24 protein-coding genes are annotated in these 24663 nt (G+C 64.2%); 12 read left to right on the top strand and 12 right to left on the bottom strand.

The window, feature by feature from the left end:
- Positions 1-21: 21 nt before the first annotated feature.
- The gene (locus MKD49_RS23030; protein WP_121037454.1) at positions 22-957 is read right to left on the bottom strand and encodes an AEC family transporter; all 936 of its coding nucleotides are present in this window, start codon (positions 955-957) and stop codon (positions 22-24) included.
- A gap of 137 nt (positions 958-1094) precedes the next feature.
- Between MKD49_RS23030 and mnmC the strand changes: the two genes are divergently transcribed.
- On the top strand, positions 1095-2972 hold the full coding sequence (gene mnmC, locus MKD49_RS23025) for an FAD-dependent 5-carboxymethylaminomethyl-2-thiouridine(34) oxidoreductase MnmC (RefSeq protein ID WP_252697473.1): 1878 nt from the start codon (positions 1095-1097) through the stop codon (positions 2970-2972).
- On the opposite strand, the gene MKD49_RS23020 is transcribed toward mnmC, so the two are convergent.
- Together MKD49_RS23020 and MKD49_RS23015 are read right to left on the bottom strand one after the other, a co-directional pair.
- On the bottom strand, positions 2947-3282 hold the full coding sequence (locus MKD49_RS23020; protein WP_121037460.1) for a YXWGXW repeat-containing protein: 336 nt from the start codon (positions 3280-3282) through the stop codon (positions 2947-2949). The genes mnmC and MKD49_RS23020 overlap by 26 nt on opposite strands.
- Before the next feature lie 220 nt (positions 3283-3502).
- Positions 3503-4480: a helix-turn-helix domain-containing GNAT family N-acetyltransferase gene (locus tag MKD49_RS23015; protein ID WP_252697472.1), complete on the bottom strand. Its 978-nt coding sequence runs from the start codon at positions 4478-4480 to the stop codon at positions 3503-3505.
- Between the two features lie 244 nt (positions 4481-4724).
- On the opposite strand from MKD49_RS23015, the gene MKD49_RS23010 reads away from it, so the two are divergent.
- Positions 4725-6332 (top strand): NAD(P)/FAD-dependent oxidoreductase, encoded by a 1608-nt coding sequence (locus MKD49_RS23010; RefSeq protein ID WP_121037466.1) that lies wholly within the window; start codon positions 4725-4727, stop codon positions 6330-6332.
- A gap of 76 nt (positions 6333-6408) precedes the next feature.
- Here MKD49_RS23010 and phaP read toward each other — a convergent pair whose 3' ends face one another.
- The 3 genes from phaP to MKD49_RS22995 all read right to left on the bottom strand — a co-directional run bounded on the left by phaP (position 6409) and on the right by MKD49_RS22995 (position 8766).
- A complete protein-coding gene (gene phaP, locus MKD49_RS23005) occupies positions 6409-6978 on the bottom strand; it encodes a TIGR01841 family phasin (protein WP_006463404.1) in 570 nt (189 codons plus the stop codon).
- 238 nt (positions 6979-7216) lie between these two features.
- The gene (locus MKD49_RS23000; RefSeq protein ID WP_252697471.1) at positions 7217-8425 is read right to left on the bottom strand and encodes a patatin-like phospholipase family protein; all 1209 of its coding nucleotides are present in this window, start codon (positions 8423-8425) and stop codon (positions 7217-7219) included.
- Between the two features lie 134 nt (positions 8426-8559).
- Complete coding sequence (locus MKD49_RS22995; RefSeq protein WP_034331418.1) at positions 8560-8766, bottom strand: DUF3717 domain-containing protein; 207 nt, start codon at positions 8764-8766, stop codon at positions 8560-8562.
- Between the two features lie 266 nt (positions 8767-9032).
- Here MKD49_RS22995 and MKD49_RS22990 point away from each other — a divergent pair, with 266 nt between their 5' ends.
- The 7 genes from MKD49_RS22990 (at position 9033) to MKD49_RS22960 (ending at position 16633) form a co-directional block, all read left to right on the top strand.
- Positions 9033-10268, top strand: a complete 1236-nt coding sequence (locus MKD49_RS22990; protein WP_252697470.1) for an SfnB family sulfur acquisition oxidoreductase — start codon at positions 9033-9035, stop codon at positions 10266-10268.
- Between the two features lie 40 nt (positions 10269-10308).
- Entirely contained in the window at positions 10309-11571 is a 1263-nt protein-coding gene (locus MKD49_RS22985; RefSeq protein WP_252697469.1) for an SfnB family sulfur acquisition oxidoreductase, read from the top strand.
- Between the two features lie 9 nt (positions 11572-11580).
- Positions 11581-12960, top strand: coding sequence for an LLM class flavin-dependent oxidoreductase (locus MKD49_RS22980; protein WP_134137695.1), 1380 nt, complete (start codon positions 11581-11583; stop codon positions 12958-12960).
- A 121-nt stretch (positions 12961-13081) separates the two neighbouring features.
- Entirely contained in the window at positions 13082-13903 is an 822-nt protein-coding gene (locus tag MKD49_RS22975; protein ID WP_039790299.1) for a MetQ/NlpA family ABC transporter substrate-binding protein, read from the top strand.
- A gap of 150 nt (positions 13904-14053) precedes the next feature.
- Positions 14054-14203: a hypothetical protein gene (locus tag MKD49_RS22970; RefSeq protein WP_166675115.1), complete on the top strand. Its 150-nt coding sequence runs from the start codon at positions 14054-14056 to the stop codon at positions 14201-14203.
- 138 nt (positions 14204-14341) lie between these two features.
- Positions 14342-15274 (top strand): DMT family transporter, encoded by a 933-nt coding sequence (locus MKD49_RS22965; protein ID WP_121037538.1) that lies wholly within the window; start codon positions 14342-14344, stop codon positions 15272-15274.
- Between the two features lie 12 nt (positions 15275-15286).
- A complete protein-coding gene (locus MKD49_RS22960) occupies positions 15287-16633 on the top strand; it encodes a DUF2863 family protein (protein ID WP_252697468.1) in 1347 nt (448 codons plus the stop codon).
- Between the two features lie 9 nt (positions 16634-16642).
- On the opposite strand, the gene MKD49_RS22955 is transcribed toward MKD49_RS22960, so the two are convergent.
- Positions 16643-16969 (bottom strand): hypothetical protein, encoded by a 327-nt coding sequence (locus tag MKD49_RS22955; protein WP_209585218.1) that lies wholly within the window; start codon positions 16967-16969, stop codon positions 16643-16645.
- Positions 16970-17380: 411 nt separating this feature from the next.
- Between MKD49_RS22955 and MKD49_RS22950 the strand changes: the two genes are divergently transcribed.
- Complete coding sequence (locus MKD49_RS22950) at positions 17381-18226, top strand: transporter substrate-binding domain-containing protein (RefSeq protein WP_039790280.1); 846 nt, start codon at positions 17381-17383, stop codon at positions 18224-18226.
- A 104-nt stretch (positions 18227-18330) separates the two neighbouring features.
- Here the strand turns inward: MKD49_RS22950 and MKD49_RS22945 are convergent, their stop codons facing one another.
- From MKD49_RS22945 to MKD49_RS22935, 3 genes are all read right to left on the bottom strand, one after another.
- On the bottom strand, positions 18331-18729 hold the full coding sequence (locus MKD49_RS22945) for a PIN domain-containing protein (protein ID WP_252697467.1): 399 nt from the start codon (positions 18727-18729) through the stop codon (positions 18331-18333).
- A 354-nt stretch (positions 18730-19083) separates the two neighbouring features.
- The gene (locus MKD49_RS22940; protein WP_252697466.1) at positions 19084-19275 is read right to left on the bottom strand and encodes a hypothetical protein; all 192 of its coding nucleotides are present in this window, start codon (positions 19273-19275) and stop codon (positions 19084-19086) included.
- Positions 19275-19565 (bottom strand): hypothetical protein, encoded by a 291-nt coding sequence (locus MKD49_RS22935; protein ID WP_121037493.1) that lies wholly within the window; start codon positions 19563-19565, stop codon positions 19275-19277. Before MKD49_RS22935 ends, MKD49_RS22940 begins: the two co-directional genes overlap by 1 nt.
- Before the next feature lie 440 nt (positions 19566-20005).
- Between MKD49_RS22935 and MKD49_RS22930 the strand changes: the two genes are divergently transcribed.
- Positions 20006-21157 (top strand): sigma-54-dependent Fis family transcriptional regulator, encoded by a 1152-nt coding sequence (locus tag MKD49_RS22930; protein WP_252697465.1) that lies wholly within the window; start codon positions 20006-20008, stop codon positions 21155-21157.
- A gap of 85 nt (positions 21158-21242) precedes the next feature.
- Positions 21243-23045, top strand: a complete 1803-nt coding sequence (locus MKD49_RS22925) for an NAD(P)/FAD-dependent oxidoreductase (RefSeq protein ID WP_209570010.1) — start codon at positions 21243-21245, stop codon at positions 23043-23045.
- 127 nt (positions 23046-23172) lie between these two features.
- Here MKD49_RS22925 and MKD49_RS22920 read toward each other — a convergent pair whose 3' ends face one another.
- Together MKD49_RS22920 and MKD49_RS22915 are read right to left on the bottom strand one after the other, a co-directional pair.
- The gene (locus tag MKD49_RS22920) at positions 23173-23946 is read right to left on the bottom strand and encodes an amino acid ABC transporter ATP-binding protein (protein WP_305882139.1); all 774 of its coding nucleotides are present in this window, start codon (positions 23944-23946) and stop codon (positions 23173-23175) included.
- A gap of 10 nt (positions 23947-23956) precedes the next feature.
- Positions 23957-24622 (bottom strand): amino acid ABC transporter permease, encoded by a 666-nt coding sequence (locus MKD49_RS22915; RefSeq protein ID WP_008333808.1) that lies wholly within the window; start codon positions 24620-24622, stop codon positions 23957-23959.
- Positions 24623-24663 lie beyond the last annotated feature (41 nt).

Here is a 24663-nt window from a genome sequence, read left to right as displayed (position 1 = left end):
GCGGCCTTTTTCATATTGGGCTCAATGATGCGCAATCCAGGCCAGGATGAGCGCGATGGTGGGCAGCGAGAGGGTGGTGGAGTACAGGATGGCGCGCGACATGGCAGTGACTTCGCGCTGATACAGCTCGGCCAGCATGAAGGGCCCGGTACCGATGGGCAGCGCCGCCAGCAGCACCGCGCTGTCGGCCCACAGGCGCGGCATGGGCAGGATCCAGTAGGCCAGCACGGCGGTCACGGCCGGCTGCAGCAGCAGCTTGAAGGCCACCAGCAGCCACACCGGCGAGCCTCCCGCCGTGCGCACCGGCTGGGCCAGGAACAGCCCCAGCGAGACCAGCGCGCAAGGACCGGCCGCACCGCCCAGAATCTTGAAGAGCTGCTGTACGCCAGTGGGAATGGCCACCCCGCTCAGGGCCACGATGATGCCGGCCACCGGCGCGATCATGATGGGATTGCGCAGCAGCGAGCGGCCCACCTTGGCCACGGTCTGGCCGAAGGCGGCCTGGGCATGCAGGCAGGTTTCCAGCAGCACGATGGCCACCGCAAAGAGCAGGCAGGCCGTCATCACCATGGCGATCACCGAGGGCGGCAGGCCGTCGCTGCCGAAGGCCAGGTAGCACAGCGGAATGCCGATGAAACCGGTATTGGCGTAGGAGCTGCCGAGACTGTCGATGATGACGTCGGGTGCGGCCGCTTTCTGACGCAGGCGCAGCGCAGCGGTGATCAGGAACACCACCGCCACGCCGATGGCGAAGACGGCGATGAAGCGCAGGTTGGCGAAGTCCGCGGGTTTGAGGCGCGACATGGAATCGAACAGCAGCGCCGGCAGCGCCAGCCAGATCACGAAACGGTTCAGCTCGCTGGCCGCGCCTGCCGAGAGGATGCGGCGCTTGCGGCACATCCAGCCCAGGAAGATCAACGAAAAAATCGGGAAGACGATGTTGAAGATGGCGAGCATGGCGTGGCGGGTTGACCGGCGTCGGAGGTGGGAACAGACCCTACGGAGCCGCTCCTGCTTTGTCAAGGCGCAATGCCGCACGGGGCGGGCGGCGTAGAATGGCGGCCTTGTCTGATTTATCCACAGGGCTTTTCACGATGCCTGCGCGTCCTCTTCAACTTGCCTCCCCTGAATTGCTGGCCGCCTGGCGCGCCGAGGCCGATACCATCACCGCCGCACTGCAGGGCGTTCCGGACTGCCTGCGCGAACAGCGCAGCGCCACCGTGCTGGACCTGCATTTCGGGCTGGGTCAGTCCTTCTTCGCCACCTGGCATGCTTTCGCCCGCCAGCGCGCGCAAGGGGAGGGCGCGGTGCATCTGCACTACATTGCGATCCTGCCGCATCCGCCATCCGCGGAAGTCCTCTCCGAAGACTTGACTTATGCACAGGCCTTGCGCGCTGCATGGCCGCTGCCCTTGCCGGGCACGCACCGCCTCTTGCTCGATGAAGGCCGCGTCACGCTGACTCTGATCTGGGGTGCATTGGAAGAAGAGCTGGCCCGGTTGGACGCACCGGTGGACCTGTTCTACCTGCATGCGGATCCGACCCGCTTCGATCCTGCCGCGCCATCCTGGCATGCGCATGCCTGCAAGCGCCTGGCGCGGTTGGCCTGGACCGGGGCGCGGGCGCTGGTGTTCGGTGCGGCGGCCGATGTGGCGCTGATGGCGGCGATGCGCCAGGTCGGTTTCCATGGACAGGCGCAGGACGGCGCGCTGGCCTTGCGTTATGCACCGGCCTGGGCGCGTCCGGCCACGCATGTGGCGGCATCCGATACGCCGTTGCGGCGCGACCTGCCGCATGCACGGCAGGCGCTGGTGATCGGCGCCGGGCTGGCCGGAACCGCTGCGGCCGAGCGGCTCACGGCACGCGGCTGGTGCGTCGATCTCATCGATGCGGGCCCGGAGGTGGCGACCCGCGCTTCAGGCAATCACGGTGGTCTCTTCATGCCCGCGCTGGCTCGCGATGACAGCCCGCTGGCGCGGCTCACGCGTGCGGCCTTCCTGTTTGCTTCACAGCGTCTCGATGATCTGGGCGGGGTGGGTCTGGACGATCACGCTGCCATTCGTGGCGAGCGCTGCGGCATCCTGCAATTCGGCCGCGATGCCAAGCAGGCGATCTCCTTCGAGCAGGGCGCGCAGGAGTGGCAGTATCCGCCGCGCTATGCGCGCTGGATGTCCGCCAGTGAGACGGCAAGCGCACTGGGCATGCCGACCATGGGCGGCGGCTATTTCTTCCCGGAAGCGGGCTGGCTCAATCCGCCCTCGGTGTGCCGCCGCATGCTGGCGGTGGCGCAGTCGCAAGGCGCGGTGCGCACGCATTTCAATCGCGCCGTCGCCCGCCTGGTACGCGTGGATGATCAATGGCAGGCACTCGATGCCGCTGGCCTGCTGATCGCGCAAGCGCCGGTGGTGATCCTCGCAGCGGGCGCGCAGGCGCGCGTGCTGGAGCAGGCGGCGGGTTTGCCGCTCAATGCAGTACGCGGCCAGGTCTCGCACCTGCCTGCAACAGGCTTCCCCGATTTGCCGCATGCGCTGTGTGGTGACGGTTACCTCACGCGCCCCTATGCCGGGCAGGTGTGCATGGGGGCCAGCTATGATCGCTTCGACGATCCAGCCCTGCGTGCCGACAGCCATGCCGAGAACCTGGCCCGCCTGCAGCACATGCTGCCGCAGATCGCGGCACACATGTCGCTGCCGCAGGCGGATGCGGATCTTCCTGGGCGGGTCGGCCAGCGCTGCATTGCGCCGGACCGCTTGCCGCTGGTCGGTGCCTTGCCGGGTGAGGCGGGGATCTATGGCCTGTTGGGCTATGCGTCGCGCGGCCTGATCTGGGCACCGCTGATGGCCGAGTTGCTGGCCGCGATGATCGAGCGCGAGCCCTTGCCGCTGCCGCGCGAATTGGTGGCGGCGCTGGACCCGGCCCGTTTCGGCGCGGATTCAGCGATCGGCCTCAACGCACCCAGTGACCCGGAATGAATACCCAGCCACCCGGACCCGGTTGCCAGTGCGCCGGCTCATAGCGGGCGTAGTCGCGGCGCACGCGTTCCCAGTGGCCGCCGATCCAGATGTGGCGATGGCCGTTCCAGGCCCAGTAGCCGGGTGCCCAGGCATAGCCGTGACGCGGGGCGGGTACCACTTCATAACGCGGGGCGGGCGGTGGCGTGCCGATGCGCACATCGACGCCGACTACCTGCGCTTGCGCGGCAGGCGCCAGGGCTGCGGTGGCAGCGAGCGCTGACAGGGTCGTGAGAAGGACGAAGGCGAGGCGAGTGATCTTGGTTTTCATGTTGGACTCCTGCAAGGTGGTGGTGCGTGGATGCAGCGCAAGCGGGGCCGCGCTGTGAAAACCACTGTAGGAGCCGGGCTTCTTTAAGACTGTAATGTTGTGTTTCCAGTTGTGTCCGTGCCTGCCACCGCTGCGTATGGCAGCCCCGAAGGCAGCGCAGCGCTGGCGAATCCGGTAACAAATCGCGGCATACCGATACATGCCGCGCACCCTGCACCGCTCATTTCCTGCGCGCCGGGCGCTCGTAGCGTTGCTCCACCACGCGGCTTCCCCATTGCTCACCCGGCGATTCCTCCACCAGTTCGAAGCCGGCCGACAGATACAGGTGGCGTGCCGCATCCAGTCCCTGGAAGGTCCACAAATAGCAGGCCAGGCGATGGGCATCGACAAAGGCCATGGCCTGTTCCAGCAAGCGCCGTCCCACGCCGCTGCCGCGCAGGCTGTCGTCGACGATGAACCAGCGCAGGTGCGCTTGCCGATGCTGCAGATCGCCATCGATCACGATGGAGGCCAGGCAGCGCCCGTGTTCGACGTGGGTCCAGAGTTGCTTGCCGGCCTGGGGCAGGGTTTGCGCGAAGCTGCCCAGTTCGCTGGCCACCTTGTGCTCGAAGAACACCCCGAAGCCGGCCGCCGCGGCGTAGTAGCGCGCATGCAGGCTGGCGATATCGCCGATGCAGCCGGGCTGGTAGCCGGTGCTCAATTCCGCTGTCGCGCCTTTGGCCGGGCGAGCTGCCGCATTGGGGTTGTCGCGCGACAGGGCCTCGGAATACAGCGCCAGCGCCCGCACCAGACCCTGCTGGTCTTCCGGCAGGATGCGCCGCAGGGCGCCGGAGACCTGGTCGGTGGCGAACTTGTCGATCTTCTTGCGCAGCGCCTGCCCCTCTTCGGTCAGCGCCAGACTGTAGGCCCGCCCGTCGCCCGGCACCGGGCTGCGCCGTACCAGCCCCAGTGCCTCCAGCTTGGCCAGCTGGCGGCTGGTGTTGGATTTGTCCAGGTACAGCAGCTCGCCCAGCTCGCGCGCCTGCAGGCCGGGTTTGAGTCCGATCTCGATGAGCGCGTGCACCGCCGAGGGGGCCAGATCGCTGCCGGCCAGGGTGCTGCGCATGAAGCCCAGTTCCCGCACCAGCTTGCGCGACAGCTCGCGCAACTGGCGGATGGTCTGGTCGCGCGGGGGAGACTGCAGGCCGTCATAGTCCATGGCAAGATTCGGTAATGGTTGCGAAGTGCAATCAATGCTGCGCCAGATGCTTGCGTTATGCAACTTGTTTGGCAGCCCGGGCCATGTTGGCTGTCGCACCTGCGCAACTGGCGGGGCCGGGCTGGGAGCGCCTGCCGGGCTGGAGTAAAATGTCGCCTTTCGCGCAGCCTTCCGCCGTGAGCACACCGGCCATCGTGGCCTGCGCCACCTCCTGCATCCCCAGTCTTGTTGAAAGTCCCCGCACATGTTGCGCATCTCTGAACTGACCCTTCCGTTGAGCCATACGGAAGACGAACTGAACGCCGCCATCCTCGACCGCCTGGGCATCCCGGCCGGCGACCTGCTGTCCTTCACGCTGTTTCGCCGCAGCTACGATGCCCGCAAGAAGACGGCCATCACCCTGAACTACACCATCGACGTCGAGGTGAAGGACGAGGCGGCGGTCCTGGCACGCCATGCGAAGACCACCAATGTCGGCCCCACGCCCGATACCTCCTATCACTACGTCACGCGCGCCCCGGCGAGCATCAAGAAACGTCCGGTGGTGATCGGCTTCGGTCCCTGCGGTCTTTTTGCGGCGCTGATCCTGGCCGAGATGGGTTTCAATCCCATCATCCTGGAACGCGGCAAGACCGTGCGCGAGCGCACCAAGGACACCTGGGGCCTGTGGCGCCAGCGCGAATTGAAACCGGAATCGAACGTGCAGTTCGGTGAAGGCGGGGCCGGGACCTTCTCCGACGGCAAGCTCTACAGCCAGGTCAAGGACCCCAAGCATTATGGCCGCAAGGTGCTGGCCGAATTCGTGGCCGCCGATGCGCCGCCCGAAATCATGTACGTCAGCAAGCCCCACATCGGTACCTTCCGCCTGGTCAAGATGATCCAGCTCATGCGCGAGAAGATCGAGAAGTTGGGCGGCGAATTCCGCTTCGAGCAGCGCGTCGAGGATGTGCTGATCGAAGATGGCCAGATCCGTGGCCTGACCCTGAACACCGGCGAACAGATCGAAGCCGACCACGTGGTGCTGGCCATCGGCCACAGCGCCCGCGATACCTTCGAGATGCTCTACGAGCGCGGTGTCTACATCGAGGCCAAGCCGTTCTCGATCGGCTTCCGCGCCGAGCACCCGCAGTCGTTGATCGACAAGTGCCGCTTCGGTCCCGGTGCCGGCCATCCCATCCTGGGCGCGGCCGATTACAAGCTGGTGCATCACGCCTCCAATGGCCGTTCGGTCTACAGCTTCTGCATGTGCCCGGGCGGTACGGTGGTGGCGGCGACCTCCGAGCCGGGCCGCGTGGTCACCAATGGCATGAGCCAGTATTCGCGCAATGAGCGCAATGCCAACAGCGGCATCGTGGTGGGCATCTCGCCGGCCGACTATCCGGGCCATCCGCTGGCCGGCATCGCCTTCCAGCGCGAGTGGGAAAGCCGCGCTTACGAACTCGGCGGCGGCAACTACAATGCGCCGGGGCAGCTGGTGGGCGACTTCATCGCCAATCGTCCCTCGACCCAGCTGGGCAGCGTGGAGCCATCGTACAAGCCGGGCGTGACCCTGGGCGACCTCAACCCGTCGCTGCCCAAGTACGCCATCGATGCCATCCGCGAGGCGCTGCCGGCTTTCGAAAAGCAGATCCGTGGCTACTCCATGCATGACGCCGTGCTGACCGGCATCGAGACGCGGACCTCTTCGCCCATCCGCATCAAGCGTGACGACCACACCCTGCAGAGCCTCAACACCAAGGGCCTGTACCCGGCCGGTGAAGGTGCCGGTTATGCCGGCGGCATCATGTCGGCGGCCATCGACGGCATCCGCGTGGCCGAGGCGCTGGCGCTGGACATGGTGGGACAGGGCTGATCCCAGGACCGCCCAAAGCAAAACGCCGCTCCGGTGACCCGGGGCGGCGTTTTGTTTTTACGGCCTGAAGTGAAGATTACTTCTTGGCGCGGGCCGAAGCGACGGTCTTTTCAGCAGCAGCGGTGAACTGTTTGGTCGCGTTGGCCAGGTTGGCTTCCAGCGTTTCCACAGCTTGCTTGGAGTTCTTGGACAGTTGCTCGTAGGCAGCGTTGGCGTTGGTCAGGGTGGCCTTCAGGATCGAGACGGCTTGCTCCGAACCCGGGGGCGCGTTCTTGCTGATCTCGTCGATCAGGGCCGACAGCTTGCGGCTGGTTTCGGAGATCTGGGCTTCGGCAGCCTTGGTGAATTCAGCCTGGGTCGAGGACACGATACCGGCCAGGTGACGGCTGTAGGCGGTGGCCTTTTCAGCGCCCGGCTGGGCTTGGGCGGCGGCCAGCGACAGCAGTTCCTGCGGGTCCTTGGCGGCGGCCAGCTGCTTGGCGGCAGCGGTGGCTTCTTCCAGGGTGGCCTTGGTTGCCGACAGGTTCAGTTCAACGATCTTTTCCACGCCTTCGAAGGCCTTGGCGGTCAGGTTGTTGATGAGGTCCAGGTGGGCTTGCAGGTTGGCCTTGGTGGCGGCGGAAAACTGATCTTGGTACGAAAACATGTGCATCTCCTAGGTGATATGAACAAATGAGCTTGCCGACGAGCGTGACGATCAAAACAATCGGCGTTCGAGCGCGGCTTTCGACCAGAATCAATCAACAATCATGATTTGTGCGCCGCAACAATTCTTATTTTATGCACTTCTTTGGTGAAATCAAGTGTTATTTGTGCGGCGCACAAAAAATAATCCGCCGCGTGGACATTTTGCTACGCCGCACCAGCAGCGGCTTTGCGGGCGATCAAGCCGAACGTTCGGTCGTTTTCTCCGGGCGGACGTGGGTGTCGCCGCTGGGGAGGTCGTGGACCACGATGCCGGTATCGCTCTCGGAAAACGGACAGCCCTTGCCCAGCGCGATGGCACGCAGGCCATCCTGATACCCTTGCTCCCAACGCCACATCACCGAGCCTTTGGCGAAGTTGACGTCCTTGGAGGCCATGTTCCAGTCGCGCCCGGCATAGGCCAGCCGCACGATGTGGATGGTGCTGTCGGCACCCAGCTCGGCCATCATCTGGCGGTCCTGCTGGGTCAGCATGTCGGGCGGCAGGCGCTTGTAGAGCGCGTGGGCCGCGCGGCGCAGCTTGTATTGCTGCAGATAGGCATCGATGTGGCGCTGGGAACGGGAGGCGAAGGTGACATCCTTCTCGCGCGTCTGCACCTCTTCCAGGGTACGCGGCTCCGGTCCGTCGGCATGCCACAGGTCAACCATCATGCAGAGCAGGTTGGTACGCGGCTCATCGTTGAGCACGGCTTCCAGCGGCGTATTGGAATACAGCCCGCCATCCCAGTACAGTTCGCCGTCGATGCGCACCGGCGCAAAGCCCGGGGGGAGGGCGCCGCTGGCCATGACATGTTCCGGTCCCAGCGGCCGCTGGCGCGAATCGAAATTGACCAGGGTGCCACAGGTGACCTTGACCGCCGCGACCGTCATGCGGATGCCGGAGGGACCGTTGAGGTAATCGAAGTTGACCAGGCGCGACAGCGTCTCGCCCAGCTCGGCGGTGCTGTAGAAACTGGCTTCGTCGGGCGGCACCGGCAGCCCGAGCGCAAAGGGGTTCAGCGGACGCGGCCGGAAGAAGCCGGCCGTGCCGCGCAGAAACGTATCGAGCGTGGTCAGGCGGGTGGCCCAGGGGCGCAAGGCGTCCGGGACCTGGCGCAGGTCGAACACGTCCGGATGCGCCACCGTCTCCCAGAATTCGCGCAGGCGGGCGATGCGGGTCTCGCGCGGGTTGCCCGCAATCAAGGCGGCGTTGATGGCACCGATGGAGGTGCCGACCACCCAGTCGGGGGTCAGGTCGTTCTCGTGCAGGGCCTGGTAGACCCCGGCCTGGTAGGCACCCAGCGCACCGCCTCCCTGCAGCACCAGCGCCACGCGCGGCTTGGCAGCCACGGCGGCGGGGGCGGATTTGCGGCGGGGGGAGGGCGGCGACTGATCCTGATCCTTGCGCATCGTTCTTCCTTTCTGGGGATACCGGATTGATCCGGGAACAACGTGAACGTTCTGAATGTTCAGAAGGAGTCTAGGATAACGCGCTTACACGGAAGTGACCGTCACTGTACGCGGACGTACGAAAAACCTGGAGTTCAGCTGGCCAGCCAGGCCTCGATCAGCTGGCGCGCCTGGGCATCGATCTGCTCCAGGTCCACTTCATGGCGGCGATGGAAAATCATCATCGCGTACAGGCCCGCCAGGGCATTGACTTCCGGGGACAGTGCGCACTCCTCTCCGCTGGCCGGGCGCTGGTGGCGCCAGTAGTTGATTGCATCTTCGAGTTCGGTGAGGGTGAGCATGGCGGTATTTCTTGATAAAGACGTAAGGTAAAACGTCGGCGCATTCTACTCCATTTCAGCCGCCGATACTGGTTGAAAACACAGTATGGCCGGGCTTGTCGGGCCTCCATGCAATTTCCGCATAAGCATCCGCGTTCTCTGCAGCATGCGAAAAACAAGCAAGCACATGCGCAATGCTTCGTTCGGATTCCCCCCTCGCTTTGCTCTAATGAGACCCCTCGCGCGCGCCATTCGGCGCTGCCCGCACTATCCCTCAGGAGTGGTTCATGTCCGCGCACATCCTAGAAACCGTCCGCCGTCCCGGCCTGCGCCAGGCCCAGCGCATCACCAGTGAAGCGCAGGCGCTGCAGGTTGCCGCCGAGCTGGCCGCCGAGTTCGCGCAAAGCGCCGCCGAGCGCGACCGTGAGCGCATCCTGCCGTTCGACCAGATCGAACGCTTTTCGCACAGCGGCCTGTGGGCCATCACCGTGTCGCGCTCCCATGGCGGTATCGGCGCATCATGGCAGACGGTGGCCGAGGTGTTTCGGCTGATCTCGGCGGCCGACCCTTCCATCGGCCAGATTCCGCAAAATCATTTCGGCAATCTCAACCTGATCGCCAAGCTCGCCAGCGAAGAGCAACAGCGCTTCTTCTTCAACGAGGTGCTCGAAGGCGCGCGACTGGGCAATGCCGGTCCCGAGCGCAACGGCAAGAACGTGCTCGACGTGCGTACCCGCGCGACCCTCGACACCGCAGCAGGGGATGGTAGCTACCTGCTCAATGGCACGCGTTTCTATTCCACCGGTGCGCTCTATGCGCACTGGATTCCCAGCCGCGCCATCGATGATGAGGGCCAGCCGCTGGTGGTCTACAGCCGCCACGATGCGCCGGGTCTGCGGGTGATCGATGACTGGTCCAGCTTCGGCCAGCGCACCACGGCCAGCGGTACGGTGGTGTTCGACAACGTGCGCGTGCCGGCGTCGCAGGTGCTGCCCCTGAAGGACGCGCTGCAGCAGCCCAACAACATCGGCCCGGTCTCGCAGCTGATCCAGGCCGCCATCGATGCTGGCATCGCCCATGCGGCCGTGCAGGACACCATCGCCTTCGTCACCACCCGTTCGCGTCCCTATGTGGACAGCGGCCTGGAGCGTGCCAGCGACGACCCCTACATCCTGCGCGACATCGGCAACCTGAGCCTGCGCCTGCATGCGGCCGAAGCGCTGCTGGAAGAGGCGGCCGCCGTGCTCGACAGCCTGCCCGCCAAGATCAGCTTCGAGCAGATGGCGCAAGCCTCGGTAGCCGTGGCCGAGGCCAAGGTGCTGTCTACCGAAGTGGCCTTGCTGGCCTCGGAAAAACTGTTCGAACTGTCCGGTTCGGCTGCGACCCTGGCCAGCCACAACCTCGACCGCCACTGGCGCAATGCGCGCGTGCACACGCTGCACGATCCGGTGCGCTGGAAATATTTTGCGGTCGGCAATTACGCCCTGAACGGCACGCCGCCGCCGCGCCACTCCTGGAGCTGATGCCCGGACCCTGCCTTCCCTCATTCGAACGCGAACCATCATGACCCAGACCGCTGCCGCCCAGGCCACCCACACCACGCTCGATTCCCTGCCGCCGCCGTCGGGCACGCCACCGCGCCTGGTGGCGCGCATCCGCGACGACGCCGAAGCCATCGCCGCCGCGCGCAAGCTGGCCGAGGACTTCAGCCGCGAAGCCGCGCTGCGCGACCGCGAGCGCAAGCTGCCCTGGGACGAGCTGGAACGCTACGTGCGTTCGGGCCTGTGGGGCATCACCGCGCCCAAGGAATACGGCGGTGCGGGTGTCAGCTACGGGACCTTGGCCGAAGTCATCGCTACCATCTCTGCGGCCGATGGTTCCATCGGACAGATTCCGCAAAACCATTTCTATGCGGTGGAACTGATCCGCGTCAACGGCAGCGAATCGCAGAAGCGTTTCTTCTTCGACCGGGTGCTGCAGGGCGACCGCTTCGGCAACGCCCTGGCCGAACTCGGCACCAAGACTTCGCATGACCGCAAGACCCGTCTGACCCGCAACGAACATGGCCCCGGCTACCGCATCAACGGCCGCAAGTTCTACGCCACCGGCGCGCTCTATGCCGACTGGGTGCCGACCTCGGTGATCGACGAAGAGGGTGTGCAGCAGCTGGCCATCGTACCGCGCCATGCACCGGGCCTGACCATCATCGATGACTGGTCCGGCTTCGGCCAGCGCACCACCGGCAGCGGCAGTGCCGTATTCGAGAACGTCCATGTACCGGCCGATGCCGTGATCGGGTTTGCCACTGCCTTCTCGCGGCCCACGCAGATCGGCCCGATGGCGCAGATCCAGCACGCGGCCATCGATCTGGGCATTGCGCGCGCAGCTTATGCGGACCTGCTGCAATTCGTGCGCACCCGCTCGCGGCCCTGGGTCGACAGCGGTGTGGAACGCGCCGGCGACGATCCGCTCACCATTCGCGAAGTGGGCGACCTGACCATTCAGCTGCACGCCGCCGAAGCGCTGGTGCGCCGCGCCGGCCGCAAGGTCGATGCCGCCGCTGCCGCGCCCACGGAAGACAGCATCGCAGAGGCGTCCATTGCGGTGGCCGAGGCACGCGTGCTGACCACCGAAGTCTCGCTGGCGGCCGGCAGCAAACTGTTTGAGCTGGCCGGTTCGCAATCGACCCTGTCCGAACACAATCTCGACCGCCACTGGCGCAATGCCCGCACCCATACGCTGCATGATCCGGTGCGCTGGAAATATCACGCCATCGGCAATTACGTCCTGAATGGCAAGAAGCCGCCGCGTCACGGCGCGATCTGAGGAGCCCGCATGGCCAAGAAGGAAATCCGTCTCAACGCATTCAACATGAATTGCGTCAGCCACATCAACCACGGCCTGTGGACGCACCCGCGCGACCGCTCGCAGGACTACACCGACATCGCCTACTGGACCGACCTGGCGCGCCTGCTGGAACGCGGCAAGTTCGACGGCCTGTTCCTGGCCGATATCGTGGGCGTCTATGACGTTTACCAGGGCAATACCGATCTCACCCTGCGCGAGACCATCCAGCTGCCCGTGAACGACCCGCTGATGCTGGTCTCGGCGATGGCGGCAGTTACCGAACATCTGGGCTTTGGCGTCACCGCCAACCTGACCTATGAGGCGCCGTTCCTGTTTGCGCGCCGCATGTCCACGCTGGATCATTTAAGTCGTGGCCGCGTGGGCTGGAACATCGTCACCGGTTATCTCGACAGCGCCGCGCGCGCCATGGGCTTGCATGAACAGCTGGAACACGATCAGCGCTATGACCGCGCCGATGAATTCATGGAAGTGGTCTACAAGCTCTGGGAAGGCAGCTGGGAAGACGGTGCCGTGGTGCGTGACCGCGCGCGCCGCGTCTATGCTGACCCGGCCAAGGTGCACAAGATCGCGCATCACGGCGACTACTACCACGTCGAAGGCATCCACCTGAGCGAGCCGTCGCGCCAGCGCACGCCCGTGCTGTACCAGGCCGGTTCGTCCGGACGTGGACAGGCCTTCGGTGCACGCCATGCGGAATGCGTGTTCATCTCCAGCCAGAGCAAGGACGCCACGCGCAAGCTGGTGCAGAGCATTCGTGACGGTGCGGTGCGCGAGGGACGCGATCCGGATGCCATCAAGATCTTCATGGGCCTGACGGTGGTGACCGGCCGCACTGACGAGGAGGCCCAGGAGCGCTTCCGCGAATACGCCAGCTACGCCAGTCCCGAAGCGGGGCTCGCGCATTTCTCGGCGGGCACCGGCATTGATTTTTCGAAGTATGAGCTGGATGAACCGATCCGCGCGGCCAAGACCAATGCCATCGAATCGCTGACCAAGGTGGTCACGCAACCGGAGCTGAACTGGACCAAGCGCAAGCTGCTGCAACAGCTCGAACTGGGTGGCCGTTATGCCAGCATCGTGGGCGCGCCCGACCGCATCGCCGATGAACTGGAAAGCTGGGTCGCCGACACCGGCATCGACGGCTACAACCTGACCCGTACGGTCGCGCCGGAGAGTTTCGAAGACTTCGTGAACCTGGTCATTCCGGTCCTGCAGGAACGCGGTTCCTACAAGCGCGAATACGCCCAGGGAACTTTGCGTGAAAAACTTTTCCAGCGCGGTGCCACCTTGCCGCAAGAGCACGTGGGTGCGGGTTTCCGGGCGGGAGCGGCGGTCGAGCACGCCTGAAGTAAATCGCCTGGCGGCTGCGCGCAGGCACATGCGCGCAGCACATAAGCAAAGCGGAAATGATTCCTTCCGCACCGGTTGAGGGCTCGCTACATTGGCCTTTTTTCAACCGGGGAAAACAATGAAATCGATCGTCACCAACTGGCTTTCGCACCTTGCCATCGGCGTGCTGGCCAGCGCCAGCATCACGGCCCAGGCCGCCACCGACCAGGTGATTCGCGTGGGCGTGACCAGTGGTCCGCATGCGCAGATTTTCGAGCAGGCACGCCGCGTCTTCGAGCGTGACAATCCGGGCTACAAGGTCAAGATCATCGAGTTCAACGACTACATCCAGCCCAATGCGGCGCTGGACGCTGGCGAGCTCGATGCCAACAGCTACCAGCATCGTCCCTTCCTCAATGCGCAGATCAAGGCGCGCGGCTACAAGCTCTATGCCGAGGGCAAGACCATGATCGGGCCCATGGCGATCTATTCGCGCAAGTATCGCAAGCTGGAGGACCTGCCGGTGGGGGCAAAGATCGGCATTCCCAATGACCCGGCCAACGAGAGCCGCGTGCTGCTGCTGTTGCAGAAGCAGGGCCTCATCAAGCTGCGCGAGGGCATCGATCCGCTGACCGGCACCAATGCCACGCCCATCGACATTACCGAGAATCCGAAGAAGTGGAAGTTCGTCGAGATCGACGCCGCGCAATTGCCGCGCACGCTCGATGACCTGGATGCCTCGGCCATCAATGCCGACTATGCCTCCAAGGCCGGCTTCAATCCGGCGCGCGACAGCCTGCTCGTGGAAAGCGGCGACAGCCCCTATGCCTGCCTGATCGCCGTGCGCGACAAGGACCGTGCGCAGCCTTGGCTGGGCAAGCTGGTGCAGGCGTATCAGTCGCCGGAGGTGAAGCGGTATATCGAGACCGAGTTCAAGGGAGGGATTTTGGCGGCTTGGTGAGTGCGATCGTTCTTGCCGGGCGTTGATTTGTTTTGATGGCGCGGCAAAAGTTTTTGAAACGCATCAACGTCGAGAGAGCGGCCCTTATAGTGAAGTCCCGGCGCATGTCCACATGCGGCCGGTTCAACGTTCACGAGAGGGAATTCGCTCATGTCATTTTTCCGCAAGCTTTGGCAGGATCTTAAAAACGGCGAAATGCACGCCGGTGCGCTGGTGGCTGAGCTTGGCACGATTGGGTTCGTTTTGCTGCTTCTGCTATTGGGCGGTGTCAAAAAACTCATCGAGACTTTCTGGCATTGAGCTCGCCGCACTTTTCTTTTCCACAGGGCTGCACGCCATCATCCGGTTCCCTTCGTTCGAGCAGGTAAAATGCTGGCTCCATTCACCGGAGCCAGCGTCGTCCATACCGCCGGCCTCGACACGATATCCGAATCGAACATGAGCTACACCCCCAGCCGCCCCATGGGCTATGGCTGTCTGATCCTGAGCATGTCCCTGGTCGGCGCTTACGTCGCGCTGACCAAGCCGCTGGCGGCGCTGCTGCCGGTGTTCCTGCTGGCCTGGCTGCGCTTCGCCATCGGCGCGGTCGCCATGCTGCGCTGGCTGAAGAAACCAGCCGATGAAAAACCGCTTTCCACGCAGTCGCGCTGGCTGGTCTTCCTCGAATCCTTCCTCGGCAATTTCCTCTTCACGCTGTGCATGATTACCGGCGTGTCGATGACCAATGCGGTCTCGGCGGGCGTGATCATGTCCTCCATTCCGGCCGTGGTGGCGGTGATGAGCTGGGTCTTCCTCAAGGAAAAAATCAGCCTGCGCGTCTGGGGCGCGGTGGCCTGCGGGGCCATCGGCATCGGCTTGCTGTCGCTGGCCAAGGACAGCCATGGCGCGGCCGCTGCCAGCGGCGGGCAGAGCGCCTGGCTGGGCAACGTACTGGTGTTCTGCGCGGTGCTGTGCGAGGCCGCCTATGCCGTCATCGGCAAGAAGCTGACCACGGTCCTCACGCCCAAGCGCATCAGCGCCGTCATCAACCTGTGGGGCCTGCTGCTGATGACTCCCATGGGCTTGTACACCGCGCTGCAATTCAATTTCTCCACCGTGCCGGCCAACATCTGGCTGCTGCTGGTGTTCTATGCCCTGGCCGCCAGCGTCTGGACCGTGTGGCTGTGGATGACGGGATTGAAGGTGGTCCCGGCTGCGCGTGCCGGCGTCTTTACCGTGATGCTGCCGGTCTCGGCCGCCGTGGTCGGTGTGCTGGCGCTGGGCGAAAGTCTCTCGGCCCTGCAGGCCGGTGCCTTCGCCGTGGCCCTGGCCGGGATGTTCCTGGCCACGCTGCCGGGCCGCAATACCGCCGACAAGTTACCGCTGAACTGAGCGAGGAAAAAAATGAATCAAACCAAACGCCCCACCGGCAAACCACATTCCCCCGGCCCCAAGAAAGCCCCCCAGGGCCACGCCAAGCCAGCCGCGAAGGCGGGCCCCAAGCCTGCGCCCGCGGGCCCGGCACGCGACAAGCCCAAGACCCACGTCTCCACCGAAGCCGCCCGCCGTCGCCAGCACCAGGCGCATGCGGCTTCGCAGAGCCTGGATGAAGATGAACTGCGCGTGCAGCAGATGGTGGCGCTGGCCAGTGCGGTCGCCGCCGATGCGCCGGACCGCGCAGGCCGCCGCGTCGGCCAGGATGAACTGGAACGCATGGTGCGCAATACCCTGCGCGAGCGCGATGACGACACCCTCTACGAGGCGCTGGAACAGCTGCGCTACGACGATCCGCGCGGCCATGCTTTCCTGCGTGAAGTGGTGGAAGAGGGCGCCGACATCATCGTGCTGCGCCGGGGCGAGAAGGAACTGGAAATCAATGCCTTCCTGATCCCCCTGCTGGCGCGCACGCGCGGTGGCCTGCGCGAGGAACAGGCCCTGGCCGATGGCGATGCCTTCGACACCCTGCGCGAGAGCATCCAGAAAGCCGGACTGGAAAGTCCCAAGGCGCGCGTGGTGCTGGTGCATCATCTCTATCATCCGGAAGAGATCAACGCCCTGAGCTTCAGTGAAGTGGAAGCCATGAATCGCGATGCCTTTGCCTCGCTGACCGACAAGAAGATCCTGAGCGTACCGGCCATCGAGCGCAGCATGCGCGGCTGGCCGGCCAGCCATTTCGCGGCCGACGATGAGGCGCTGGAACTGCGCTTCCTGCTGGGCTTTTCGCTCAAGGAGGTGACTGATCCTTTCTATGCGATTCCACAGGAAGAAGCGGCCGCCGATGCCTACTTCGAATCGCGCGCGCAACGCTTCCGCCAGTGGAGCGAAGAGATCACGCCGCTGATGCAGCAATGCCTGACCGGGCAAACCGGCGAGGCGGCGCAGTGCCAGTTGCACTTCCTGTACCAGGATCTGTTCCATGGCGCCAAGCACACAGGCAATGGCGAATACCGCACCCTGCAGATGCTCTCCGAACTGGAAGCCGGTCTGGCGCAATCCGCTGCACAGGCGGCAGAGGCGAGTGCCTACATCGCGCTGGTGGACGAGGACGACGAGACCACCCTGCAGGTCGTACTGCGCAATGCGCAAGCCACGCTGGCCCGCTCTGAACATCTGGTCGAGGGCGATCTGCAGGCGGTGCTGTTCGATGCCGCCGATGCGGTGGCCTCGCTGGGCGTGACGGCTGTGCGCCTGGCCGATGGCTTTGATGAGCACGGACAGCCGGTGCGTCCGCGCGATCTGCCTGCGGTCTGATCGGCGTGCTCAGTCCAGCAGCGCCTGCAGGCTGGTTCCTGCAGGCTGGCAGCGGAAAATCAGCTCTACCTGCATCGGACGCCAGCCACGGATGAGCTGGCGCAGGTCGGCCTGCATCTGCTGCTTGCCGCAGAAGGCGGTCGCCTTCTCGCGCGCGGCCGAAGTCAGGGCCGGAATCGACATGGTGTAGCTCACCCCCGTGGCCGAGACCGTGTAGAGATCGCCACGCCCGGCGCTGACTTCGCTGAAGTTGGCGCATCCGCCCAGGGCGGCTGCACCGAGACAGGCGGCCAGCAGGCGGCCGTTGTGGCGATGATGATGATGGTGACTGCGCATGAGATCCCCCTTGTACTCGTGACGCGTGCTGTCGGCAATTGCCCTGCGGCATCAACACGACAAGGCAAGCCTACGCGCGGCATGGCTGCCGTTGGGGGTGGCTTACCCGGTTTTACCCGGATGGCGTGGCTGTAAAAAAATCTTCAATGGCGTTCGAAAAATAGCGTGACCTGTCAATTTTCGTACAGGCGTGTCAGGACGCCGGACACTTCACCTGAGCGTAAAAAATTTCCTGCCTGCTGGGAGGCTGGGCCATACGCGTCCCTCTGCCTGGCATTTGCCTGCGCGAGCGGCTTGCTGCTGGGCTAAAATCATCGACGCCGTCCGGCCAGGGCCGGGTGGCAGACCACGTGTGCCATGCTGCCGACCACAGCGCAGCGGTACCATCCGCCAAATCAGGGAGAACCGAGAATGACCAACCGTCGCAGTTTCATCACCGGCGTGGCCGGCCTTGCCGCCGCCACTGCCATCCCCAACGTCTTCGCCCAGGCCGCCGCTGCGACCGGCTCCACGGAACCGACCCTGGCCCGCGTGCAGCGGACCAAGACCCTGCGCATCGGTGCCGTGCGCGGTGCCGCACCGTACTACAACAAGGACCTGGCCAGCGGCGAGTGGGGCGGTTTCATGATCGATTTCGCCAAGAGCCTGGCGGCCAGCCTGAACGTGAAGCTGGACATCACCGAAACCACCTGGGGCAATTCGGTGCTGGACCTGCAGACGCACAAGATCGATCTGTTCTTCGGCATGAACCCGACTCCGGCGCGCCGCGAAGTGATCGGCTTTACCGAACCGCTGTTCCTGAACGCCTTCACGGTGGTCTCCAAGAAGGAGTTCAAGACCTGGGCAGATCTGAACAAGCCGGAAGTCAAAATCGCCGTGGACATCGGTTCCTCGCACGACCAGATGATCAGCCGCGTCTGTCCCAACGCCACCATCGTGCGCCTGGAAAAGGCGGACGACGCCACCCTGGCGCTGCAGACCGGCCGCGTCGATGCGCAGGTGCTGGTGTGGCTGCTGGCCCTGAACATCCTCAAGAAGAATCCTGCGCTGGGCAAGATGTATGTGCCGCAGCCGCTGGAAGCGACTTCCACCAACATCGGCGTACCCAAGGAAGAGGACAAGGCCTGGGTCGAGACCATCAACAAGTGGATCGCCGCCGAGCGCGCCGCCGGCAAGATCAAGCCGACCGTGCTGGGCAATCTGCAGAAGCTCTCCGGGGTGAAGCCGGAGGATGTACCGGCGCAGATTCCGCTGTGATGCCGGGCGGCCTGATCGGCCGCGCTGCAGACGAAGAAAACCCGCGCTGAAATGCCAGTGCGGGTTTTTTATTGGCGGGCCGGATGGCGCTTGCGCGCAGGGCTTCAGTTGTTGAGCAAACGCATGCCGGCGGTTCGGGCGGCGTTGCGATCAAAGGTCAGGGTATCGCTGCATCCTGCCTGGTGGCCGCTGCGTTCGATCAGGCAATCCGCAAATCCTGCTGTTGATTCAGCAAAGCGGTGGAGCGCCTGCAATGCACTTTCGGAATTTTCGACAACAATTTCAGGGGCCAGCAGGAGCCTCCCGATGATGCGCACCAATTGAGGCTTGCGCACCTTGTAGGCAGCATGCAGCACCCACACCAATTCTGCCAAGGCGATCTGGGACAGGAAGCCCGGATGCTGCTCGCTCAGCGATTCGATCAGTGCCGTCGCTTGTGCCGATTGCAGCGGATGGTCCTGGGCGAAGTAGCGCGCCAGCACATTGGTGTCCAAGCCGATCATTGCGGTGCTCCGCCTCGCCGGGCAATGGCGTGCTCCATCTCCTCCAGAGACACGGGGCGCTGCGGCCGCACGCAGCCCTTGAGTGCCCGGATCGACCCTGAAGGGACGCCAGGAGTGGCTTGCGAACGGGGCTCGGGCGCGATGGCGTTCTTGTTTTTCGCGTGAGCTTTGAGTACGTGGGGAGCGATGGTAGCGGCAGGCATGGTGAACCTCCAGTCAGGGGGAAAAGGGAGAGCCGCGAAGTTGCCAGATGCCTTCCCCGACGTCGAGGTCATGACGATCTTTTGCCGGAGGGTCTCGATTTTTTGCGGAGCATCTTTCATGGCAGGGCGGATCGCCTCTGATGCAATTGAATCATTTGATTCGCTTGAACTCGCTGGCATGGAGCACCACCTCCAGCAGGGTTTCCAGCTTGATCATGCGCTCGGTGAGGTTTTCGATCCGTATCTGTTGCTGACGCAGGGCTTCGCTTTGCAGAATCACCTTGTCCTCCAGCTTGATGACGGTCGCCAAGGCGCTCCAGATACGGCCGGTAATGCCGAACATCAGGCGCTCCAGGACCGGGCGGATGCGTCCAGCGCAGCCAGCCGTGCATTGCTGGCCTCGATGAAGGCCAGCGACGCATCGGCGCTGGCGCCGGCCCGTTCGGCTGCTTCCTGCGCCAGAATGGCCAGTGTATCCAGCTCCTCTTCCCATTGCGCAGCCTCATACGCCAGGGCACCGAGACACATCAGCTCCGAGATCTGCAGCCCCAGCTTGCGCGCCTTGGCAGCGATGATTTTCTCTTCTTGCGCGGTGGCTTCGACCACGATGGTTGCGACGGCAGCAGTACGCATGATGAACCTCCAGACAGGGAAAGGGGAGAGCCGCGAAGTTGCCTGATGCCCTGCCTGAAGTCGAGGCCGTTGCAGATTTTTGCAGGAGGGTCTCGATTTTTTGCGGAGCATCTCTCGCACGCTGGTATCGTCTTTTTGCAAGCCGGCATCATGAAGCAGAAAAATATTCGCTGACAATTTGCAAGCACAAGAACGCCGCTGCCGGGCTTTTGTCTTGCTGGCCGGGGCCTGTGAACCGCCCCTCATGCTCCGATCAGCGTCGACATGAGCCCCCCTTCGCGCCTTGAGACAAGCGTCTCACCATCCCCCGATGCTGCGCCGCAGGACAACTCGCCGCGCACGCTGTGCTACAAAATCACCCATCGCTTCACCGTCGTTTGCGCCCTGATCCGCATTGATGCCGATGGATCCGCGCAGTGCCGTCCAGCCAGGAGCCCCCCATGCCCTACGTTGCGAAAGTCAGCCATCTCGACCGCGTGCGCCACCTGCTCGACGGCCAGCCCGATCCTGCCGCCAGTCCCTACCAGCAACGGCTGAGCTCGTCTTACCTGCGTTCACTCGACCAGCACCATCTCGACCCGGCCGACATGCGCGGTCCGCGCGTACTGAGCTCCGGTGAGCTGCGCCAGGTCCAGCAGGGCGAGGAAGATTTCCTGCGGGCATCAGGGCAATGCCTGTCGGTGCTGCACCAGACCGTGCGCGAAGCCGATTACTGCGTGATGCTCACCAATGCCGGCGGCACCACCATCGACTATCGCGTGGACCGCGAGCGCCGGCATGATTTCAAGCGGGCCGGTCTCTATCTCGGTTCCTGCTGGTCCGAGAGCGAAGAGGGGACTTGCGGAGTGGCCGCCGTGCTGCAGGATGCCTTGCCGATCACGGTCCACAAGAGCGATCACTTCCGCGCCGCCTTCACCACGCTGACCTGCAGCGCTGCCCCCATCTTCTCGCCGTCGGGTGAGCTGATCGGCGTGCTCGATGCCTCGGCGATCCGCTCGCCCGATGCGCGCGACAGCCAGAATCTGGTCAACCGCATCGTCCAGCAAAGCGCCACCCTGATCGAGGATGGCTATTTCCTCAATGCCATGGCCTGCGCCTGGGTGCTGCTGGTCCATCGCAGCCGCCATTACGTGGAAGCGCAACCGGAAATCCTCATCGCCTTCGATGCCCTGGGCAACATCATCGCGGCCAATCGCCGCGCGCGCGAATGCATCGCCGGATTGCAGCAATTGCCGCGCCCCATGGGCGAGATCTTCGACCTGCAGTTCGAACGCCTGCTCGACAGCCGCGCCCTGCAAGGCTTGCACCTGCTGCGCCTGCATGGCGGCAGCACGCTCTATGGCCGCGTACGCGCACCCGTCTCGCGTGCGGTGCGTCCGGCCCGTGCCCATGCGGCGGCGACGCCGGTGGCCACAAGCAGCGAGAGCCCCGTCATCGAAGCCAATGAACGCCAGGAGCGCGACCAGATCGTCGCCGCCCTGACCGAATGCAAATGGCGTGCGCCGCACGCCGCCCAATTGCTGGGCATGTCACGCGCCACGCTGTACCGGCGCATGGCGCGCTACCGCATCCTGCCGCCGCATCGACGTTAGCGCGGCAGGCTTCACCCAGGCGGTCACAGAACCGCCACCCCCCATCCAACCACGAGATCTATTGTCGAGATAGAGGAGACTTGTCATGCCCGAAGAAACCCCCAGCCAGACCATCGCGCACCTGCTGGAAACCCTGCAGGCCGCCCTGCGCGAAGGCAATGCCGCCAAGGCCGCCGCCCTGTTCGGGGAGGACGGCTACTGGCGCGACCTGATTGCCTTCACCTGGAACATCAAGACCCTGGAAGGCCGCGACCAGATCTGCGCCATGCTGCAATCGCAGCTGCCGCAGCTGGGATCGATACAGCTGCGTCCCGATCCCGATGAGACGCCCTCGCAAGCCGATGGCGTAACCCAGGGCTGGATCCTGCTGGAGACCGCCGTCGCCCGCGGCAAGGGCTACCTGCGCCTGCGCGACGGCAAGATCTGGACCCTGCTGACCACCGCCGCCGAACTGAAGGGCCACGAAGAACCCAAGGGCGTGAACCGCCCGCGCGGGGCGGTGCATGGCGTGCATACGCAGCGCCGTACCTGGAAGGAAGAACGCGAAGCGGAGGCGCGTGAACTGGGCTACCAGCAGCAACCGTATTGCCTCATCATCGGCGGCGGGCAGGGGGGCATTGCGCTGGGTGCACGGCTGCGCCAGCTGGGTGTGCCGACCATCATCATCGAACGCAACGAGCGCGCCGGCGACAGCTGGCGCAAGCGCTACAAGTCGCTGTGCCTGCATGATCCGGTGTGGTACGACCATCTGCCCTACATTCCCTTCCCCGAAAACTGGCCGGTCTTCGCGCCCAAGGACAAGATCGGCGACTGGCTGGAGATGTATGCCAAGGTAATGGAATTGAACTACTGGGGTTCCACCGTCTGCAAGTCCGCCAGCTTCGACGAAGCCACGCAGAAGTGGACCGTGGTGGTCGAGCGTGAAGGCAAGGAAGTCGTGCTGCAGCCGACCCAGCTGGTGCTGGCCACCGGCATGTCGGGCAAGCCCAATGTGCCGCAGTTTCCCGGAGCGGAAAACTTCCGCGGCGATCAGCATCACTCCTCGCGCCATCCCGGCCCCGATCCTTATCGCGGCAAGAAGGTGGTGGTGGTCGGCTCCAACAATTCGGCGCACGACATCTGCGCGGCGCTCTGGGAGAACGGCGTGGACGTGACCATGCTGCAGCGCTCTTCCACCCACATCGTCAAGTCCGATTCCCTGATGGAACTGGCCCTCGGCGATCTCTATTCCGAGCGCGCAGTGGCCAGCGGCCTCACCACAGGCAAGGCCGACCTGCTGTTTGCGTCGATCCCCTACAAGGTCTTGCCGTCGATGCAGAAGCAGGTGTTCGACAAGATCCGCGAACGCGATGCGGATTTCTATCGGCGTCTCGAAGAGGCCGGTTTCCTGCTCGATTTCGGCGATGACGATTCCGGCCTGTTCATGAAATACCTGCGGCGCGGCTCCGGCTACTACATTGACGTGGGTGCCTCCGAGCTGATCGCCGACGGCAAGATCCGTCTCAAGAGCGGCGTCGACGTCAAGGAGATCCGCGCACACTCCATCCTGCTCTCCGATGGCAGCGAATTGCCGGCCGACGTGATCGTCTATGCCACCGGTTACGGTTCCATGAATGGCTGGGCCGCCGACCTGATCTCGCACGAGGTGGCCGACAAGGTCGGCAAGTGCTGGGGCCTGGGATCGGCCACCACCAAGGATCCGGGACCGTGGGAAGGCGAACAGCGCAACATGTGGAAGCCCACGCAGCAGCCCGCCCTGTGGTTCCATGGCGGCAACCTGCACCAGTCGCGCCATTACTCGCTGTATCTGGCGCTGCAGCTGAAGGCGCGCATGGAGGGTATTCCGACACCGGTGTATGGCCTGCAGGAGGTGCATCATCTCCGATAAGGCCCGCACCTGAGACCGGCAAGGGCAGATGAAAAAAATGGCGCACAGAGAAATCTGCGCGCCATTTTTTCGTCCGGCTGAAAAGCTGCTGTCAGCGCGGTTTCGTTGCCATCTCCATCACGCTCGTTCAGGCATTGAAGCGGGCCAGGAAAGCCTGCGTTGCCGCCTCGCGCGGATTGTCGATCACCTGCGACGGCGGTCCGGCTTCCACCACCACGCCATCGCGCATGAACACCACCTGGTCCGCCACTTCACGGGCGAAGGCGATCTCGTGCGTGACCAGGATCATGGTCATGCCATCGGCGGCCAGGCCACGGATCACGTTGAGTACTTCACCGACCAGTTCCGGGTCCAGCGCCGAGGTCGCTTCATCGAACAGCATCACGTCCGGCTGCATGGCCAGCGCGCGGGCGATGGCGATGCGCTGCTTCTGGCCACCGGAGAGCTTTTGCGGATACATGTCGGCACGGTCCGACAGGCCCACCTTCTGCAACAGCGCCATGGCCTTGGCGCGCGCTTCGGCCTTGGGCGTGCGCAGCACGGTGACCATGCCTTCCATCACGTTTTCCACCGCCGTCATGTGCGGGAACAGGTTGAAGTGCTGGAACACCATGCCGGTGCGCGCCCGGAAGGCGGCCAGCTCGCGGTCCTTGGGCAGGCGCGACTTGCGGCCGTCGAATTCGAAGTGGCGCTCGCCGATGCGTACCGTGCCCATGTCCGGCACGGTCAGCAGGTTCAGGCAACGCAGCAGCGTCGACTTGCCCGAGCCCGAGGGGCCGATCATGGCCACCACGCTGCCTTTGGGCACGGCGATGGAAATGTCCTTGAGCACCACGTGCTCGCCAAAGGCCTTCTTGAGATTGCTGATCTGGATCATCGCGTCCGAGTGTTGGTTGTTCATCGTCTTCTCCTCAACCATGCTGGACCGACAGGCGGTTTTCCAGGCGCTTGGCCCAGATGGTGGCCGGCAGCAGGATCACGAAGTAGATGATCGCCACCAGGGTGTAGATTTCCAGCGGACGGTAGGTTTCGTGGGCGATGATCTGGCCCTGGTACAGCAGGTCGGGCACGGCCAGCACCGACAGCAGCGAGGTGTTCTTGAGCTGCATGATGGACTGGTTCACCAGCGGTGGCGTCATGCGTTTGAAGGCCTGCGGCAGGATCACGCGCTTCATCAGCTGGAAACGCGTCATGCCCAGTGCCCAGCCCGCTTCGGACTGGCCGACATCGATGGAGACGATGCCGCCGCGAATGATCTCGGAATAGAACGCACCGCCATACAGCGCCAGCGACAGCATGGCCGCCGTGCCCGCCGACATCTCGATGCCCAGCAGCACCGGCAGCGCATAGTAGAACCACACCAGCTGCACCAGTACCGGCGTGCAGCGGAACACTTCGACGAAGGCGCGCAGCGGGCCGGAAATGAAGGGGTTCGACGACAGCCGGCCCAGCCCCACCACCAGACCGACCAGCAGGCCGAGCGCGATACAGGCCACGGTGTAGGAGAGGGTATAGACGAAGCCGATTCCGATGATGCTCCTGAATTGCCAGAGCGAGCCGAAGTCCCATTGATACATCTGCGATTTTCCTTGGTTGCCAATTGCATGAGCCCGGGGAG

The sequence above is a fragment of the Herbaspirillum sp. WGmk3 genome, from assembly GCF_023952535.1.
Classification (GTDB): Bacteria; Pseudomonadota; Gammaproteobacteria; order Burkholderiales; family Burkholderiaceae_D; genus Herbaspirillum; species Herbaspirillum huttiense.
This window is presented reverse-complemented; position numbering and strand designations above follow the sequence as displayed.

Bases quoted from the DNA above. Each gene is read 5' to 3' on its own strand.
- mnmC (WP_252697473.1), top strand. From the start codon at position 1,095: ATGCCTGCGCGTCCTCTTCAACTTGCCTCCCCTGAATTGCTGGCCGCC.
- MKD49_RS23015 (WP_252697472.1), bottom strand. From the start codon at position 4,480: ATGGACTATGACGGCCTGCAGTCTCCCCCGCGCGACCAGACCATCCGC.
- MKD49_RS23030 (WP_121037454.1), bottom strand. From the start codon at position 957: ATGCTCGCCATCTTCAACATCGTCTTCCCGATTTTTTCGTTGATCTTC.
- MKD49_RS22990 (WP_252697470.1), top strand. From the start codon at position 9,033: ATGTCCGCGCACATCCTAGAAACCGTCCGCCGTCCCGGCCTGCGCCAG.
- MKD49_RS22940 (WP_252697466.1), bottom strand. From the start codon at position 19,275: ATGTTCGGCATTACCGGCCGTATCTGGAGCGCCTTGGCGACCGTCATC.
- MKD49_RS22935 (WP_121037493.1), bottom strand. From the start codon at position 19,565: ATGCGTACTGCTGCCGTCGCAACCATCGTGGTCGAAGCCACCGCGCAA.
- MKD49_RS22980 (WP_134137695.1), top strand. From the start codon at position 11,581: ATGGCCAAGAAGGAAATCCGTCTCAACGCATTCAACATGAATTGCGTC.
- MKD49_RS22920 (WP_305882139.1), bottom strand. From the start codon at position 23,946: ATGAACAACCAACACTCGGACGCGATGATCCAGATCAGCAATCTCAAG.
- MKD49_RS23010 (WP_121037466.1), top strand. From the start codon at position 4,725: ATGTTGCGCATCTCTGAACTGACCCTTCCGTTGAGCCATACGGAAGAC.
- MKD49_RS22950 (WP_039790280.1), top strand. From the start codon at position 17,381: ATGACCAACCGTCGCAGTTTCATCACCGGCGTGGCCGGCCTTGCCGCC.
- MKD49_RS22975 (WP_039790299.1), top strand. From the start codon at position 13,082: ATGAAATCGATCGTCACCAACTGGCTTTCGCACCTTGCCATCGGCGTG.
- MKD49_RS22955 (WP_209585218.1), bottom strand. From the start codon at position 16,969: ATGCGCAGTCACCATCATCATCATCGCCACAACGGCCGCCTGCTGGCC.
- MKD49_RS22930 (WP_252697465.1), top strand. From the start codon at position 20,006: ATGCCCTACGTTGCGAAAGTCAGCCATCTCGACCGCGTGCGCCACCTG.
- MKD49_RS22960 (WP_252697468.1), top strand. From the start codon at position 15,287: ATGAATCAAACCAAACGCCCCACCGGCAAACCACATTCCCCCGGCCCC.
- MKD49_RS22995 (WP_034331418.1), bottom strand. From the start codon at position 8,766: ATGCTCACCCTCACCGAACTCGAAGATGCAATCAACTACTGGCGCCAC.
- MKD49_RS22970 (WP_166675115.1), top strand. From the start codon at position 14,054: ATGTCATTTTTCCGCAAGCTTTGGCAGGATCTTAAAAACGGCGAAATG.
- MKD49_RS22915 (WP_008333808.1), bottom strand. From the start codon at position 24,622: ATGTATCAATGGGACTTCGGCTCGCTCTGGCAATTCAGGAGCATCATC.
- MKD49_RS22965 (WP_121037538.1), top strand. From the start codon at position 14,342: ATGAGCTACACCCCCAGCCGCCCCATGGGCTATGGCTGTCTGATCCTG.
- MKD49_RS23000 (WP_252697471.1), bottom strand. From the start codon at position 8,425: ATGCGCAAGGATCAGGATCAGTCGCCGCCCTCCCCCCGCCGCAAATCC.
- MKD49_RS22925 (WP_209570010.1), top strand. From the start codon at position 21,243: ATGCCCGAAGAAACCCCCAGCCAGACCATCGCGCACCTGCTGGAAACC.
- MKD49_RS23020 (WP_121037460.1), bottom strand. From the start codon at position 3,282: ATGAAAACCAAGATCACTCGCCTCGCCTTCGTCCTTCTCACGACCCTG.
- MKD49_RS22985 (WP_252697469.1), top strand. From the start codon at position 10,309: ATGACCCAGACCGCTGCCGCCCAGGCCACCCACACCACGCTCGATTCC.
- MKD49_RS22945 (WP_252697467.1), bottom strand. From the start codon at position 18,729: ATGATCGGCTTGGACACCAATGTGCTGGCGCGCTACTTCGCCCAGGAC.
- phaP (WP_006463404.1), bottom strand. From the start codon at position 6,978: ATGTTTTCGTACCAAGATCAGTTTTCCGCCGCCACCAAGGCCAACCTG.